The 15,043-nt window shown below is 59.9% G+C and carries 17 protein-coding genes and 1 pseudogene; 9 read left to right on the plus strand and 9 right to left on the minus strand.

Features of this window, described 5'->3' with window-relative positions:
* Positions 1-46: 46 nt before the first annotated feature.
* On the minus strand, positions 47-1,849 hold the full coding sequence (locus AC3YMN_RS13950; RefSeq protein ID WP_489890448.1) for a pyrroloquinoline quinone-dependent dehydrogenase: 1,803 nt from the start codon (positions 1,847-1,849) through the stop codon (positions 47-49).
* Positions 1,850-2,291: 442 nt separating this feature from the next.
* On the opposite strand from AC3YMN_RS13950, the gene AC3YMN_RS13955 reads away from it, so the two are divergent.
* On the plus strand, positions 2,292-2,711 hold the full coding sequence (locus tag AC3YMN_RS13955; protein ID WP_127752570.1) for a c-type cytochrome: 420 nt from the start codon (positions 2,292-2,294) through the stop codon (positions 2,709-2,711).
* Between the two features lie 568 nt (positions 2,712-3,279).
* Here AC3YMN_RS13955 and AC3YMN_RS13960 read toward each other — a convergent pair.
* From AC3YMN_RS13960 to AC3YMN_RS13980, 5 genes are all read right to left on the minus strand, one after another.
* On the minus strand, positions 3,280-3,519 hold the full coding sequence (locus AC3YMN_RS13960) for a hypothetical protein (RefSeq protein WP_489890449.1): 240 nt from the start codon (positions 3,517-3,519) through the stop codon (positions 3,280-3,282).
* A 244-nt stretch (positions 3,520-3,763) separates the two neighbouring features.
* The gene (locus tag AC3YMN_RS13965) at positions 3,764-4,282 is read right to left on the minus strand and encodes a tyrosine-type recombinase/integrase (RefSeq protein WP_489890545.1); all 519 of its coding nucleotides are present in this window, start codon (positions 4,280-4,282) and stop codon (positions 3,764-3,766) included.
* A gap of 900 nt (positions 4,283-5,182) precedes the next feature.
* Positions 5,183-5,497, minus strand: coding sequence for a hypothetical protein (locus tag AC3YMN_RS13970; RefSeq protein ID WP_489890450.1), 315 nt, complete (start codon positions 5,495-5,497; stop codon positions 5,183-5,185).
* Positions 5,490-5,657 (minus strand): hypothetical protein, encoded by a 168-nt coding sequence (locus AC3YMN_RS13975; protein WP_489890451.1) that lies wholly within the window; start codon positions 5,655-5,657, stop codon positions 5,490-5,492. The genes AC3YMN_RS13970 and AC3YMN_RS13975 overlap by 8 nt, the downstream gene beginning before the upstream one ends.
* Before the next feature lie 251 nt (positions 5,658-5,908).
* Positions 5,909-6,133 carry a hypothetical protein gene (locus tag AC3YMN_RS13980; RefSeq protein WP_489890452.1) on the minus strand — a complete coding sequence of 75 codons (225 nt, stop codon included), beginning with the start codon at positions 6,131-6,133 and terminating at the stop codon, positions 5,909-5,911.
* Between the two features lie 33 nt (positions 6,134-6,166).
* Here AC3YMN_RS13980 and AC3YMN_RS13985 point away from each other — a divergent pair, with 33 nt between their 5' ends.
* The 6 genes from AC3YMN_RS13985 to AC3YMN_RS14010 all read left to right on the plus strand — a co-directional run bounded on the left by AC3YMN_RS13985 (position 6,167) and on the right by AC3YMN_RS14010 (position 9,612).
* Positions 6,167-6,427: a hypothetical protein gene (locus tag AC3YMN_RS13985; protein ID WP_489890453.1), complete on the plus strand. Its 261-nt coding sequence runs from the start codon at positions 6,167-6,169 to the stop codon at positions 6,425-6,427.
* 28 nt (positions 6,428-6,455) lie between these two features.
* Positions 6,456-7,049, plus strand: coding sequence for a hypothetical protein (locus tag AC3YMN_RS13990; RefSeq protein WP_489890454.1), 594 nt, complete (start codon positions 6,456-6,458; stop codon positions 7,047-7,049).
* Between the two features lie 377 nt (positions 7,050-7,426).
* Positions 7,427-8,122, plus strand: coding sequence for an AAA family ATPase (locus AC3YMN_RS13995; protein WP_489890455.1), 696 nt, complete (start codon positions 7,427-7,429; stop codon positions 8,120-8,122).
* A gap of 117 nt (positions 8,123-8,239) precedes the next feature.
* Positions 8,240-8,590 carry a hypothetical protein gene (locus AC3YMN_RS14000; RefSeq protein WP_489890456.1) on the plus strand — a complete coding sequence of 117 codons (351 nt, stop codon included), beginning with the start codon at positions 8,240-8,242 and terminating at the stop codon, positions 8,588-8,590.
* A gap of 84 nt (positions 8,591-8,674) precedes the next feature.
* Positions 8,675-8,836, plus strand: a complete 162-nt coding sequence (locus tag AC3YMN_RS14005; RefSeq protein WP_489890457.1) for a hypothetical protein — start codon at positions 8,675-8,677, stop codon at positions 8,834-8,836.
* Positions 8,833-9,612 carry a DUF6551 family protein gene (locus AC3YMN_RS14010; RefSeq protein WP_489890458.1) on the plus strand — a complete coding sequence of 260 codons (780 nt, stop codon included), beginning with the start codon at positions 8,833-8,835 and terminating at the stop codon, positions 9,610-9,612. Before AC3YMN_RS14005 ends, AC3YMN_RS14010 begins: the two co-directional genes overlap by 4 nt.
* A gap of 5 nt (positions 9,613-9,617) precedes the next feature.
* On the opposite strand, the gene AC3YMN_RS14015 is transcribed toward AC3YMN_RS14010, so the two are convergent.
* On the minus strand, positions 9,618-10,373 hold the full coding sequence (locus tag AC3YMN_RS14015) for a hypothetical protein (RefSeq protein WP_489890459.1): 756 nt from the start codon (positions 10,371-10,373) through the stop codon (positions 9,618-9,620).
* 213 nt (positions 10,374-10,586) lie between these two features.
* Between AC3YMN_RS14015 and AC3YMN_RS14020 the strand changes: the two genes are divergently transcribed.
* Positions 10,587-10,928, plus strand: coding sequence for a hypothetical protein (locus tag AC3YMN_RS14020; RefSeq protein ID WP_489890460.1), 342 nt, complete (start codon positions 10,587-10,589; stop codon positions 10,926-10,928).
* A gap of 826 nt (positions 10,929-11,754) precedes the next feature.
* On the opposite strand, the gene AC3YMN_RS14025 is transcribed toward AC3YMN_RS14020, so the two are convergent.
* The gene (locus AC3YMN_RS14025) at positions 11,755-12,288 is read right to left on the minus strand and encodes a bacterial transcriptional activator domain-containing protein (protein ID WP_489890461.1); all 534 of its coding nucleotides are present in this window, start codon (positions 12,286-12,288) and stop codon (positions 11,755-11,757) included.
* Between the two features lie 768 nt (positions 12,289-13,056).
* Here AC3YMN_RS14025 and AC3YMN_RS14030 point away from each other — a divergent pair.
* Positions 13,057-13,296 carry a WGxxGxxG family protein gene (locus tag AC3YMN_RS14030; protein ID WP_489890462.1) on the plus strand — a complete coding sequence of 80 codons (240 nt, stop codon included), beginning with the start codon at positions 13,057-13,059 and terminating at the stop codon, positions 13,294-13,296.
* A gap of 598 nt (positions 13,297-13,894) precedes the next feature.
* Here the strand turns inward: AC3YMN_RS14030 and AC3YMN_RS14035 are convergent.
* A pseudogene (locus AC3YMN_RS14035) lies at positions 13,895-14,906 on the minus strand (sensor histidine kinase).
* Positions 14,907-15,043 lie beyond the last annotated feature (137 nt).

The following is a 15,043-nucleotide window of genomic DNA, read 5'->3' on the forward strand; positions in this document are numbered from 1 at the left end:
TTCCTCAAGAAAAACCGCGGGCGCCGAAGCGCCCGCGTCCAACTGCCTAGTTTGCGGCAGCTTGCGTGTCGGCAGCACCTGCTGCGTCGCCAGGCAGGGCGAACACCCAGAGCACCGAGCCAGCGGTCGGCACGACCAGTTCGGGCGTCAGCGTCGCTACCGAGCGCGCCATGCTCGAACCGTTACCCACGGCAACCGCGACATACTGCTTGCCATCGGCTTCGTAGCTGACGGGGAAGGAGTTGATCGCGTTGTTGGTGCGCATCTTCCAGAGCACGTCGCCCGACTCGTCGTCGAACGCATAGAACCAGCGGTTCCAGTCACCGGCGAACACGACGCCGCCTGCTGTGGGCAGCACGGCCGAGACGATCGGTGCGCGCTGGCGATGCGACCAAGCGGTTTCCTGGTCAACCATGCTTACGGCATCCACGCGGCCGATATTGCCGTCGCTGCCGTCGACCGGAATACGCGAGAAGGTCGCACGACCACCACCGGTATAGATCTGGCCGGCGTCAAGCGGCTGGGGCGTGGTGTTCGAGCAGTACTCGTTGAGCGGCAGATAAAGCATCTGCGTGCGCGGGCTGTAAGCCGTTGCTGGCCAAGCGCGGCCGCCGGGGTCAGCCGGGCAGTTGAGCGTGGTTTCGCCGATCTTCGGGATGGAATCAGGGTTGATGGTCTTTTCGCCGGTTTCCTGGTCGATGGAAGCGACCACGTTCTGCGGCACGGTTTCCTTGGCCCAGAGCCATTCACCCGACTCGCGGTCCAGCGATTCGATGATGCCGAGCTTACCGGCTGTCACGACCTGCTTGCGATCGGTACCATCATGGGGAAGATCGATCAGGATGCGCTCATAGATATAGTCCAGATCCCAGGTGTCGTTCTTGAGATACTGGTGGTGCCACTTGAGCGCGCCCGTCTGCGGATCGAGGGCAAGGGTCGAGTCGCTGTAAAGCGCGTCATTGGTGACGCCTTCTTCCTCGGATGCCGGCAGCAGGCCGCTCATCTCGGCGATCCAGGGATAAGGCTGGCCCACGCCGCTGAACACGGTCTTGGTTTCCGGATCATACGTCCCGGCCAGCCACACCGATGCGCCAAAGCGGCTTTCGAGCGGTATGCCGTTCCAGGTTTTGTCGGCCTCGCCATCGCGAGCGATGGTGTAGAAGCGCCACTTCTCTTCGCCCGTTGAGGGGTCGTGTCCGGTGATGAAGCAACCGCCAGGCTGGGCATTGCCGCAACCGGTCATCCCCTGGATCACCACGCCGTCGGCAATCAGCGGACCAGCTGAATAGCGCCAGCCCTTGTTCCAGTCCGCAGGCTGCACGTCCCACACGACCTGGCCGGTCTTGGCGTCGAGCGCGATGATATGAGTGTCCGATGTCGCGAGGATGATCTTGTCCTCGTAGATCGACATGTTGCGCTTGGTGGCCGTGTTGCCGGTGCCGGCCGCGACAACGTCCTCAGGCAGATCGCGCACATATTCCCAGAGCAGGTCACCGGTAGCGCCGTCGAGCGCCTGGACCTTGTCGAGGTTGTTGTGCACGTAAAGAATGCCGTCGTGAACGATCGGCGTGGTTTCGGTCGCGCCCGGGGTCAGCGACCAGGTCCACGCCACGGTGAGGTTGCCGACATTGTCCTTGTTGATCTGCTCGAGTGGGCTATAGCCCCAGCCGTCATAGGTGCGGCGCCAATGCAGCCAGTCGCCATCGGCGGGGTTCAACAACGTTTCGTCGGTCACCGGGGTGTAGCTATCGAGTCGGGACGGCGTTTCCTGGGCATAAACAATGCCCAAGGCAAGAACAAGCAATGAGCTCGCGAGCGCTGATGAGGCGAGCAGTAACCGCTTTTGCATTTGAGTATTTCCTCCGTAGACGCTGAAAGCCCGATTTTCGTCACGGGCTTTGTGCCCTCGCGACGCAATGGCTTGGCAGCGTTACACCGATCATGCGCCCCGTTACTTGGAGCCGTCAACCTTGGTCAGGCTAAGCGTGATCGCCATTCCGTCGGGGCGCGGACGGCAATATCGACGGGGGTGATTCGGGCGCAAACCCCTCTGTGCCGGGCCATGGGCCGTGCTCGTCGGCGGCTGCGGCGGCGTGCCGCAGCAAGTCCACCCGGCGTCGCATTCAACTAAAGTATGAAGCTCACCTGCGACTCCTAGGCCTGGCAGTAAACCCGCGTCGCGTCACAAATAAACTTGTTGTCCTGCGCAGCCGATTGCTTCACGCTTGAGTTTGCCCAGACCGGGTAACCAAGCCCGGCAACTAGCCTGTGACGTTCTGAGGAGAATTTCGATGCTGCTTCGTACCTTCGCCATCTCGGCGGCAATGGCCGGACTCGCCTTGTCTGGAACACTGGCCAACGCCCAGGAAGACCTGCCCAAGGCAAGCTTCACTGCCGCCCAGGCCGATGCTGGACGCGCGGAATATCAAAAGAGCTGTCTGGATTGCCATGGTGCCAATCTCGACGATGGCGAGTTTGGCGGTCCGCCCCTGCGCGGCAGCAATTTCGAAGGCACCTATTTCGGTTTCACCGCCGATGGTCTGTTTGGCTTCATCAAGACGGCCATGCCGCCCGACCGCCCGGGTCGCCTGAGCGACAAGACCTATGCCGAACTGACGGCCTATATTCTGTCTAAAAACGGCGTGCAGCCCGGCACCACCCCGCTGCCCGACAACCTCGATGCCCTTGCGGGCCTTGTTATCGAGAAGTAGCGGCGGCGCTGTTTCGCGATTGTGCGGGGAGGGGACACCACCCCCTCCTGGCCCTTACCATGAGCACCGAAGTTGCGGCGCGTGGCGATCCCGGCAAGGCCGTGCGCTAAAGCGAGAATGCTGATCCGAGGGGATTCAACCGAACCCTGCACTGGACTGAGCAGCAGTTGGACTGGCCAAGCCCGCTGAAGCCGATCTCATCCCCGAAGATGAGATCAGCACCGGCCTAGCCATGCACCGCGTGAACGGCTTGATGAATTCGTCCGCACGCTCGCCTGTCAGCGGCACCGGCAGTTCCGTGTTACTGCTGGTCGGATCGGTCGCCGGTAAGCTCAAAAAACAGCCAGGTCGAGTAAGCGGCAATCGCCAGAGTGGCGCACACATACAATTCTGACATTCCGGGGACACTCCTCACGCAGGCCTTGCAGCCGTAACTCAGCATGGCCTGTTAACCTAAACGAGCCCCTAACGTTCCAGGATGGTGGAATTTTTCCGCTAAAGCAGCTCAGCCGAATTGCGATCCGAAATTGGACGCCGGTTCGGTCCGATTTGGCCAGGCTAGGAGCGGTCAAGCCTGAGCCAGCGCCCGCCAAATCTTTGATCGGTGCTGCGTCAGTGCTTCCACCCAAGTGCGCATGAGCAGAGACTCGGTTGGATCCTTGCCCATATCTGCAATCGTGTCCCTGACCTCGTTCACGCCAATCGACGTGATCTCGTCATAAACCCAAGGCGCCACGCGGGGCAGTTCATCCAAATCAAACCGGTCGGTGAGCGGGTCAGGGATGCGGTCGATTGTCGAAATGGCCATTCTAGGATCTCCTCTGTTTGAGACCAATGCCAACGACCTAGCGTAGTTCCCCGTGCTCACTTGCTGTTGAAAAAGGTCAAGACGCGGAGCGCCAAGTTCTGCAGGGTAGTGTGCTCGCAAAATCTGGTGAGTATGGCGATCCCGGCAGGACCGTAAGGTACAGACAGTGCGTTGATTTGCAGGCGTATTCGCGCTGAACCCCGCACCGGATCGCTAGGTGCGGGGATAGATGTTCACTTCTGTTCTAGGGTTTGCGCGACAGGTTGATCGTGCCAGCGCCCATTTCGGCCATGACGGCGCGGTTCGCCTTGCGGGTATAAACCGCTGCTTGCTCGGGGTTGGTCCACCCGAAAATGGCCATCAGTTGCTGGTCGGTAGCGCCGTTCGCCGCAGCGATTGTGGCTCCTGCTTTGCGTAGTCCGTGTGCCCGACCTGGTACGCCGGCCGCTTTGCATTGCTCCGCAAACCAGGCGCCGAAGGACTCCTTCTTCCACGGAGTGCCGCGCTCGGTAGCAAGGAAAGTCAGGTCTCCGGTCTTGCTAGCCTCAATTGTCTGCTTCAAGATCGGCAGCATTGGCAAAATCACCTCTACGCCGTTCTTGGTGGCCCGGTATGAAATGATGCCGTTCCGGACGTGTTGGCGGCCCAGCATTACGACGTCGCCGCGGCGCAGCCCCGTATAGAGCAGCAGGTCCATTGCAAGCCGTGCCCGCGTACCAATAGGGTGCCGCCCCTGGTATTCTGCACCTCGGTGATGGTCCAGGTGTGATGCCCTTCAGTCGCGGGGGAGGGGCGCTCAATCCCTTGGCCGGGTTTTCCGTCATGATCCCGGCATCTACGGCCCAGGCGAAGATTTGGCTCATGACCTTGAGATAGTTGATGGCGGCGAACGGCGTTTCGGGCCTACGGTCGCGACCCTCCGCTATCATTTTGCGCGTGATCTGCGACGGCTTAATATCGCCAGCGGTCTTGACGACACGGTCTAGGATGCCGCCCTAAACGTCTGTGTCTCGTTGGCCAGTCCCGCGAGCTTGGCACTGTTCTTGTACCGCTCAACCCGCCACTTAAAGGTGCCTGTGCTGGTGGGTGGAGCGGGCTTGTTTCCCCCCAGCGGAGCCTCATATGCCGCCAACCACTCTCGGCTCTCGTATTCGCCGGGCAGACGCACCCTCGGGCCGTCGCTGCGTCGGAAGTACCAGACGACGGTGCCGTGTCGGTTCTTCTCGCGCTGAACATAGCGTTTGCGGGGGGCAGGCATGGCTTGCATCAGAAGTGGCCCTTGACCTCATTGTCAACGCTGTCATTGCCGTTGTCCTTAAGTGAAGTGGCCGGATCAGCCGGACGGTGCCGATGCTCGTGACAATCTCGACTATCCCGCCTTCCTCGGTCGCAGCCTTGAGAAGCGTCTTCGCGTGGCGCCTGGTGATGGCGAGCTCGCGCGTCACCCTCGCGCCCCCATCGCTGTCCTGATGGCGGTGAAGGTCCAGGTGAACGCTGGAAACGACCACAGCCATGTGAATTCGGGCGCAAAGACTGCGTGGCTGCAGCCCCGTTACCCGCGACGCGCAGCTGAGCGCCGCAATAGCGCACCCGGATACCGAGGACAGTCTCAAGGTCGTTCCCCTTCAGCGATCTGAAGGGCGATCCGTACCGGCGCGAGCGCTCAGCTGCTTTCGTCGCCGTGCCTCCGGCGCTCGCGCATGGCGATGGACTGGGCGCGGGCGCGCTCCTGTTGGATTGCTAAAGCAATCAGAATAGCACCGTCCTCTGCACCTTCATCTCGCCATACCAGAGCCCTTTCCCAAACGTCAGGGCTGACGCCCGCGGGCTGTTCCACCGGTGAAGATGCCGGCAGGGTGGCTACTTCAATTTGCGGCGCCAACCGTTCGAGTGATGGGAGCCGGGCAGGAGGCTCAGTGCCCCAAGCCCATAATTCCAGCCGGGTAGTGCGCGCGATCAATTCGCCCAGATCAGCCATTTGCCACCACCAGATTAACGGCCAGCATGATCGGGAGCAGGAGCGCCAAGACGAACCACGACTTCCAGGGTTTGTGTCCATAGTCGATAAAGCTCGCGAAGAGTATGCCCCCCGCCCACGCCAGCACCATGCCGGTTGTAGCCACTATTTGCGCTGTCATGGCTTCACCTCCGCCAGCGCCTTCCGCAGCTCGTCCGCGGCCTTGATGGTGGCCTGGCGGAAAAGCGCCTGCCATTCATCGAGGTAGTGCGTGACCGCATGGTTTTGTCCGTCGCCGGAAAATGGCGGCGTTGATTAGCGTGCTGATGACCGTGATTAGGTCGACCAGCTTCATTGCTTCCCACATGCTGGTCTGGGCTAAATCGATGGTAGGGCAGTATTGGTCCAGGGTGGTGGTGTCGGTGGTGCTGGTCATTTCGCCGCCTGTTCCGCGTCGTATGCGGCATTCGACAGGTCAACGAACTCACCCTGCAGGTTGCCGAGCATTTCAGCTAGGCATCTGCTGACCACCCAAACTTCGGTAGCAAGCCAGTCCAAGGTCTCGACACCATCTTCCCCGATGGTGAAAGTCCTGAGCTTCCCGTCAGCGGCGACCTTGCCCTTCCCGTACCCGAACCTCATCTCGATCTGGCCCATGAGAAGATCGGAAGGTGCTTCGCGGCTTGAGCTTTGGACAACAAGCCTCCGGTCCTGTCGATTTCTCCGCTGAGCGCGCTGATTTTAGCGGCTGGCACCGAGCACATGATAATTGCCCCTGCTGGGGTCTCGGTGTTATTCTTTACCTTCGCCGAAACCCCACCGAAGGACAGGAATCGGTTTTTCCCCGCATCAAAGTGGCTGGAGCGCGAACACAAGCGCCTGCAGAGCGGCAACGCGGGTGGTGACGACTGGTCGCGCCGCGAAGCCGAAATCTACGGGAGCCTTCGCTAATGGCTGACATCACCGAGGTGTCCCGGCCTTGGCCCGCCAAGCTCAAGCCGTAGCTGAACACTTGTTGCCCAGCGGGCGCAAGATAGGCGTTGAATGGTGCGACGGCTCAACGGCCGGCGAAAAAGGCGACAGCCTGAAGGTTCACCTGATCGGAGCCAAGGCCGGCGTTTGGAAAGACTTTGCCACGGGCCATGGTGGCGATCTGGTTGACTTGTGGCAGGCAGTCAGAGGCGGCACCCGGACTGATGCGTATCGCCAGGTAAAGGACTATCTGGGCTTGTCTGACCCAAAGGCCTTCCGGGAGCCGACCAAGACATACACGCTGCCCGAGCGGCCCAAGTGCGTGCCGCCGGTCGCCAAGGGTTTAGATTACCTCACTACTGACCGAAACATCCCAGGCCACGTGCTTGGCTCCTACAGGATCGGCGAAGCGAGCGACCGCATCATCTTTCCGTTTCTGGATCCAGAGGGTGTGCTGGTGTTGGCTAAGGACGGAAGGCGGCGGATGGGGAAAAGCCCGTGCCGACGGCAGCGGGCTGCAGGCCGATCCTGTTCGGTTGGCAAGCCATGCCACCGAACGCTCGCGCAATTATCATTACCGAAGGCGAGATCGATGCGCTGAGCTGGGGGGGTATGGTCATTGCGCGGTGTCAGTGCCGTTCGGTGGTGAAGGGTGAGAAGCAGGCTTGGATTGAGAACGAGTTCGATCGGCTACAGGTGTTTGATCGGATATATCTCAGCCTTGATATGGATGGCCCCGGCGAGTAAGCGGCCACAGAGATCGCGGGGCGGCTAGGGCGACATCGCTGCCTGCGTGTTTCCCTCCCCCACAAGGACGCGAACGCCTGCCTGGTCCAAGGCGTCAGTGCAGCGGATATGCAGCGCGCGTTGGATGATGCCGCCCACCTTGACCCCGAGCGGCTGCGGCGACCGTCGGATTACTTCGACCGGGTGGCTTAGCTGTTTTGGCCAGCGCCAGATGATCGTCAGGGCTATGGGGTGCCATACGGCAAGCTTGACGGGAAACTGTTGTTTGTCCCGGGTGACGTCACCTTGTGGACTGGCGCGTCCGGTGCAGGCAAGTCGCAGGTGACCTGTGATTGCGTGCCGTTCTGGATCAAGCAGGGTGCCAAGGTCTGCATCGCCAGTCTTGAGATGCCACCCGCGCGCACCCTCAAGCGCACCGTCAAGCAGACCGGCAACGTGGATCGCCCGCCGCTGCCGTACCTGCGCAGCATCATGGATTACCTCGACCAAGGCCTGCTGATCTACGAGAAGGTCGCCAAGAGCGGCGTCGGGCCGCTGCTCGAAATCTTCGACTACGGCCGCGCCAAGTACGGTTGCGACATGTTCGTGATCGACAGCCTGCTGCGCCTCGGTATCGCCTCTGACGACTACGCGGGGCAAGAAAAGGCGGTCTACCACATCGTCGACTGGACAGTGCAGCACAACGTGCACACCCACCTCGTTGCCCACGCCCGCAAGGGAGAGAAGGGTGGCGGACCGCCCGAGATCGAGGACGTGAAGGGTGCCAGCGAGATTGGGTCCAACGCTGCCAACATCCTCACCTTCTGGCGCAATAGGGACCACGAGGACAAAGTCCAGAAGGCCAAGTCAGATGCGGAACGGGCGGAGCTCAATGAAAAAGCCGGGCGTGATCATGAACGTGGCCAAGCAGCGGCATGGCGACTTTGAAGGAAAGATCGGACTTTGGTTCGACCAGCAGACCTACCGCTACCACTCATCCCATGATCGCGGTCTTTGGGCCCGGCGGTACGTGGATCACTTCACGACAGACACAGGAGAAACTCTATGAACGAGGACGAAGACCGCATCTCGTGGCTGCAGCGAATGGGCCTTACTCTCCCTGAGAGCGAACGGTTGCTGCCGGTCTTGGAGAACCTCACGCTTATAGAGCGTGACGGCAATCTGGGCCCTCGCGACAGCCTGAGCGATGCCATGCTGGAACTGAGCAGCGGTGACTTTGCCATCGTCGTGGATGCCTGCGCCAAAGGATGGGGCGGGGAGATGGTGGCCGATGCGCTTGAGGCAGCGGCCAGCCAGTACTTCAAGGAGTACAGCGTCGAGGGCACCAATGTCGTGGCCTTCCCACCTCAGCGAGCAAGGGCAAGAGCGCCGGATAGAGATGTCGACCTGGTCTAACCCATGCCTGCCTCGATTTCCTCGACAATGCCGATAAGGCGATCCGGGCACTGACTGGCGCCAGGGAAGACAGCCTCCTGGCGTTTGACCGATGATCAAGCCGAGTTCATCGGCAATGTCGTTGCCACCAACTACAACGAAAATGCGACGAGCTCGGCTGAGGACCAGATGCTCTACGACCTTGTCGACGATGAAGTTCGTCGCGTGTTGCGGGGTGAATTTCATCCAAGCGGAACCGCATCATGAGCGAGACCACCTACCGGGATGCCGGCGAACTGCCAGCCGTCGACTGGCTGGACAAGAACCTCATCGACATCGATACGACATACCAGCGAGGCTTGGACGAAGGGCGGGTGCAGAAGATCCTAGACTGGTTTACTTGGGACAGTTTCGGCGCCGTGGTGGTCGCGCCGGCCGCTGACGGGCGCTACCACGCCATTGATGGGCAGCACCGGATCGAGGCTGCCAAGCGCCACCCCAAGGTCAGCATGGTGCCGGCGGTGATCATTGTCGCCAGCGGTACCGCGGCGGAGGCGGAGACCTTCGTCAATGTGAACGGCGCTCGCAAAAACGTCTCGCCGCTCGAGATGTTCTGGGCCGAGCTGGCAGCGGGCGATCCGGAGGCTGTGACCTTGCAGCAGGTCTGTGATCGGGCAGGGCTCAAGGTGCTGCGCTATCCTGGCCGGAATGGACAATACGGGCCGCGGGAAACCGTCTCCGTGGCGGCTATACGCGGGCTGATCGATCGGCGGGGCGCCATGAAGGCGCGCCAGGTGCTGGAGGTGCTGGCCAAGGCGGATCTGCGGCCGGTGCAGTCGCTCCAGATCAAGGCCGCTGAGCTACTGATGACCAATGCCGAGTTCAAGGATGAGGTGGACCCAGAGGCGCTGACCGACAGCATCCGCGCCCATGCTGGATTGATCGAGGCGGAGGCCAGTGCGTTTGCTGCGACCCATCGCCAGGCTAAGGTGAAAGCGATGGCTTCAGTGTGGTTCAAGCGAACCAGAAAGAAGCGAAAGTAGCCGGACTAGGTGGAAGTAGAGAGCTGTCGCTTCTCCACGTAGACCCCGTAGATTGTGGTCAAGATGGAGATGCCGACCATCAGCTTTATCCAGCCCGTCACCAGCGTCCAAAACAAGACCGCAAGTGAGCCCAGCGGCCAGTATCGGAATGCGAGGGTCGGTAAATCCAACAAGATCACTCCGATGGCGGAAAGGACTGCCAGGCCTACAAAGGTGGCAGTGGAGCCGCTGGTGGCAGCCCAAGCCTCCCCAATATTGATTGGCTTTTCGATTGCGGCGCCTGGAAGAAGAGGGGCAAGTCTGTACGTGACAGCAACGGTCAAGATGCCCAGCACGATGCCTAAGCCTATTATTATCGGCACAGCATTGGTGACTATTGCTACAAAAATCGTAATTAGCACCAGTGCCGCCGCTAACAAGCCGACGATCAATGCTGTCTGCAGCGTCCGTCCAAAATAAGCCAGCAGGCGGTCTCCCATCAGGGGAGGAACAGCTGCTGGAGGAACTTCGTCAATCAGCACGAAACGATGCCAGGCCACGGCGATCCACATAACCGGTATAAAGCTGGCAAGTGCTGGCAAGAGATATTGCCATGTTAGCGTAGGCTCGCCGCCGTTTGCTTGTTCTGCCTGAACTTGAAAGTACAAGGCAACCACAGTGAGGATCGCAATTAAGATGTACAGCCAGCCAGACAGGCGCAGCGCGCTTCTCAATTGACCAAAAACCAACTTCAACGAATGAAGAAAAATCTGTAAAGCCATGGGGCCGAAGCTCTCCGGGACACAGCAGTAGATCGAAGACCCGCCCCTAAAGCTCTTCCCTTAGAGTTCTAGGATGAACCCGACTGGCCTTCAACAGGTCTCACTGTTTGCCCAGAAGCAAAGTTCGGCGATGGTTGACGTGAACCCGATCCTGGTTCATTGTGCCAATGTCACACCAGCCTGCCCGACCTCTCCCAACCGAGAGGTCGTTCCATGTCTAAGCCCCGCAAGGGTAAGCCGCTCACCTACGATCAAGCGGCCTCCGAACTGCCCGATGCCGAGGCCCAAGCCCGCGCAGTCTCAAGCGTATATGCTGAAGCCTATGAGCAGTGCATCGTGCAGCTGCGCGTTTGGCATGGCATCATGGCCCGGGAGCGAGCCAAGTTTAAATCTGCCATGCTTCGCGTCGATCAGTTGCGCGCCATCGTCGACGAGGGCGAGGGCAAGAAGGTCATCGCGGAAGCGCTGGTGCCCAATCCGATGATCACGCAGGAACTGCCGGACGCAGTGGAAAGTGGCGAGGTGCAGACCGGCACGATCAAAGCACTGGCGTGATCCGAAATGAGGTTATCCTGGTCGGCGGCCTAGCCCGAGTGAAGGGCAAGAGCGAAGCGCAGTTTCTCGCGGCAGCTAAGTATTGCAACTTATTTGGGACCAGCCAGATCGGCCCACTGAAGGCGACCGACTAGGCGAAGTTGCGGGCCGATACCTCAGGCATCCGGCAGGATCACGTTTCAGCATCACAGGATGCAGCACGCGCTGAGCTTCAAGGGGCGCGCCGAGCATTGGGCGCCCACGCTGCCAGCATAGTGGAACAGGTTGTTGTCCAAGGGCAGTCGGTGCGCGGCCTCGCCGAGCGGCTCAAGATGGGGCAAGGTGGGCAAGCACGGCGGCGATTGGAAAAGGAGCTGCTCGATGCCTGGACGTGCTCGTCGAGCACTTCAAGTTGCTCCCGGCTGACAAGAGCGCGCCGCGAAGCGCGATGGATGGTGACCGGCTGCCTCTGGCGGTATCGCCGCTTACTCCATGATAGCTGATAGGCCGCAACCAACCCCATTGCAGTCGCTTACTTCAGCAATCAATGTTCCTGAGACCAGAAGTCGCTAGGGTGGCTTATACTGGTTGCCTCGCTGCAAGGCACACAAGTCCGCCGCTCGATCAACACCCTCCAATAAAGGCTCCATCTCAGCATGACGTACGCAATCCTCCCTGCCTTCGAAAATACTGTGGCCGAGATCGAGGTCTGGCTTGATGCCGAAGAGGCTATCTATGAGGTCGCCGCAGCGGCTTGGTCAGAAGTGCCATTCGAAGGCCCGAAGCCAACGCGCGGCTTCCGGTGCAACTGGGATACCGTTAAGACCAGCTGGCGCGAGGGAGTAGCTTAGACCTCAAGGCTCCTGCCGGTCAGTTCTTGATAAAGCCGGACGGTTTCGTGGTCCGGCCCAACGCCCAGTTCCTCGTGCAGCTGCTTGCTGCAAGCGTTGAAGAGCTGCTTAACGCGCGAGAACTGCCCCTTCGCAGCCGCGTCAGACGTCTGAGCCCGGTGGGCGCCTTCATGACAGGCGTCCAACTGTAGCAAACGGGAGGCACAAAAATGGCGTTGCTCAGGGGTGAGTTCTGTCCCGCTTTGCAGTGCCGCTGAAACCGTCCTGTTGAAGTCCTGGAGCAACGCGGTGCGCTGGAACGCAAGCCATTCCTCGAACCCGTTTCCCGCGGAGCCAGACGAATCTAGTAGCTCACCGCGGTAATTTTCGCACATCCGCACGCACGCCGTTGGGCTGGGATTGGCAATAAGACCTATGAACTCCGCCAGATCGATATAGACGTTCTGGTCGGGGTTGAGCCAGACCGCTTGGGTATCTGCCGAGGGCAACTCGCAGTTGTGATCTTGCTGGAACTTGCGAATGCGACCCATACTTTGGCGGATGTCGGCGTTGGCCCGCTCGGAGCCGTTGTCGGACCAGATCAGATCACGGATACGCCCCCTCGATACAAGCTCACCCCGCCAATCAGTACCCGCAGCAGGTGGAGCGGCGGAGTGGCCAACTTTCCGGACGAGCGAACATGGTAGTGGCCGAAGACAAAAACCGATACCGGTGCGGTCACGTATGGCGCGGACATCATGTTCCCCTAAAGGTCCGGCTTACGCTCCCCATGCAGCCTTCAAACCAAGCGGTCGATAGGCACGACTATCATCAAGGATAGGCTCATCTTGATAATGAACAGCACTGCGCCTGATCAGGTGGGCAGCAGGTCGAAAGCTAGGCTCGCTTGAATAAACCAGAACCCTCTGCGACTGTCGATTCCTAGAGCCGAACAATCTGGTTCTGGCAGCTCGTCGGATCTATGCGGAGGCGAGCACGGAGCTTGGCCGGCAATAGGTGGCAGACTGATGCGCTGACATCGGTGCGACTGCACCGGGCCCGCCCTGGCCCCGGTGGGATGCTGAGGTTCAATGGGACGGCTTGTAAGGACGACCCCAGCCCTTCCTAGAGCCGGGGCCACCGCCAAAAAAGGTCCTTGGAACTTGCAGACTCTCATCTGCACGGCTCAACGGCGCGGCGCCTTCGGAGTTCCGCAACAAAGCCAGCAGAGACATGCACATGAAGCTGGCAACGATTCACAGGGCCGTGAGTTAGAATTGCTCCTGGCCGACGAGGTCCGGCTAACCTAGGAGCTAAACATGATCAAAACTCGCCCCCTTGCAGTTGTTCTCACTGTGGCATTGCTTTCCGCCAGCTCAGTAGCTGCCTTCGCTCAGACCACACCAGCTCCTGCAGCGCCCGCTGTTGTGGAAGTCGACGAAAATGATGATGATGGCTTTGACATGGGCTGGCTGGGCCTGCTCGGCCTTGCTGGTCTTCTCGGGCTTCGCGGCCGCCGTCATGAGACTACGAACACGCGTACGACCACCGGCCACTAACCTCCTAGCGCTGTTCCAGATTCGCCGCGTAGCTGAGGCAAGCTACGCGGCTTTTACTCGCCCGCTCAACAGCGTGCATCTGGTAGCACGGCGGGCATAAGGATGGTACACAACAGTATCGTCTGCCGGTTTCCGGACGCAGACGGCCGGGAGAACATATTTGCTCTTGCCCCTTAATGGGGGAAGAGCTGTGTCCAGCTTTGATCAATACAAGATGTTTACCCGCCAGTCTGCCGGGACTTCCAGTGGTCAGTTCCGCTACGCGTTGGTAGCTCCAAGCGCTGCAGTGACCCTGCACCTGTTGAGGATATTGAACGGGACGCCCAGAGGCGCCGCAACGGCTCCAAGAAGTTCTGTGGCTACACGACCTCTGTATGCAAGCGACCTCGCCATCTGCTTACCGCTGGAGGAGGCCTTTGCCGCTGCAATCCGTATGGCGAACAAGTACGATTCAGGAACTATTCGTCACCGGCGAGACGGGGCTTTGGCAGCCAGCCTGGGGCGGCCTACTCACCGAGCGTGAGGCAGGCTCTGATTACGCCTCGCCTGCTGCTGAGGAAGCGCAGATGCCTCCAACCCTGTGTAAGAACATACTCGCCTAAGCAGCTAGACGCACAGGGTTGATATGGAGGGTAACAATTAGGCCATCGCTGGCCCAATCGTAGTCAATGGACCCCTGCAGCGCGCCTGAAATGCTACGAGCGACGAGCTTCGTGCCATACCCCGGGGGGTGAAGTTGGCTGGGCTACCGGGGGACCGCCGCGCTCAGTCCACACCAAAGTCACTGCCTCATCTCGTGCAGAGCATGAAACATCCACCAGGCCTGTGGTTGTAGAGAGTGCTCCGTATTTCAAGGAGTTCGTCGCCAACTCATGAAGGATGAGCGCCAAAGTGGTGGTAGCGTTTTCTCCAACGATCATGCGGGGCACTGACACGCGTATGCGTCCACTGAACGCGCCCAAGTCGTCGTAAGGTGCCAGTAGAACCGTCAGTAAGTCCCCCAGCAGAGCTGCTGCATTCATATTCTGACCCGGCAATGGTCGAACCAGATCATGGGCGCGGCCCAAGGCGGTAAATCTCTGCGTCAGCTCGCGCGCCATGTCATTGACGGTCGTGGTGGAACGGGAGGTAATCGCTGTTAACCCCGTGGCTATGGCGAGAAGGTTCTTGACCCTATGGCTCATTTCTCCCGCAAGAAGTTCACGGCCTTCCTCTGCCTTCTCTCGCCCGGTGACATCCAGAAAGATACGAACATGACGCGTTCGACGATGCCTTCGTCATCGCCCTTGCCGCGAGCAGAAATCCAGCGGAGCTCTTCCCCCTAGCATGATGCGGAAGTCCACCTCATACGGCCCCAGTATTGCTCGGGTTGCCATGAACGCAGCTCTAACCCTGTCGCGATCGGCTGGATGAATATGCGTCGATAAGGCTTCGAACGTTACCTCTGAGCTTGGCTTGAGTCCCCAAAGGTCATAGGCAATATCATCCATCGTCAGAGCGTCGGTGTCGACGTTCCACGACCCCACCGCAACACCCGCCGCTTCTATAGCGCGCACCAAGTTCTTGTTTTGCCACAGTGCTGGTTTCGTTACTTCAGGTGATGGGTTCATGATTTCTCCGACGCGCATCTATCAGGTGCGATTATCAAGCCACAAGTCTAGCTAGCAGCCATAGCGACCTCGTTTTGCAGCACATATCGTGCTCTCGAGAAGCGTTCGGCAGACGAGTGTAGCCATTGCCAGAGGAG

The sequence above is a fragment of the Devosia sp. Z11_6 genome, assembly GCF_058133665.1.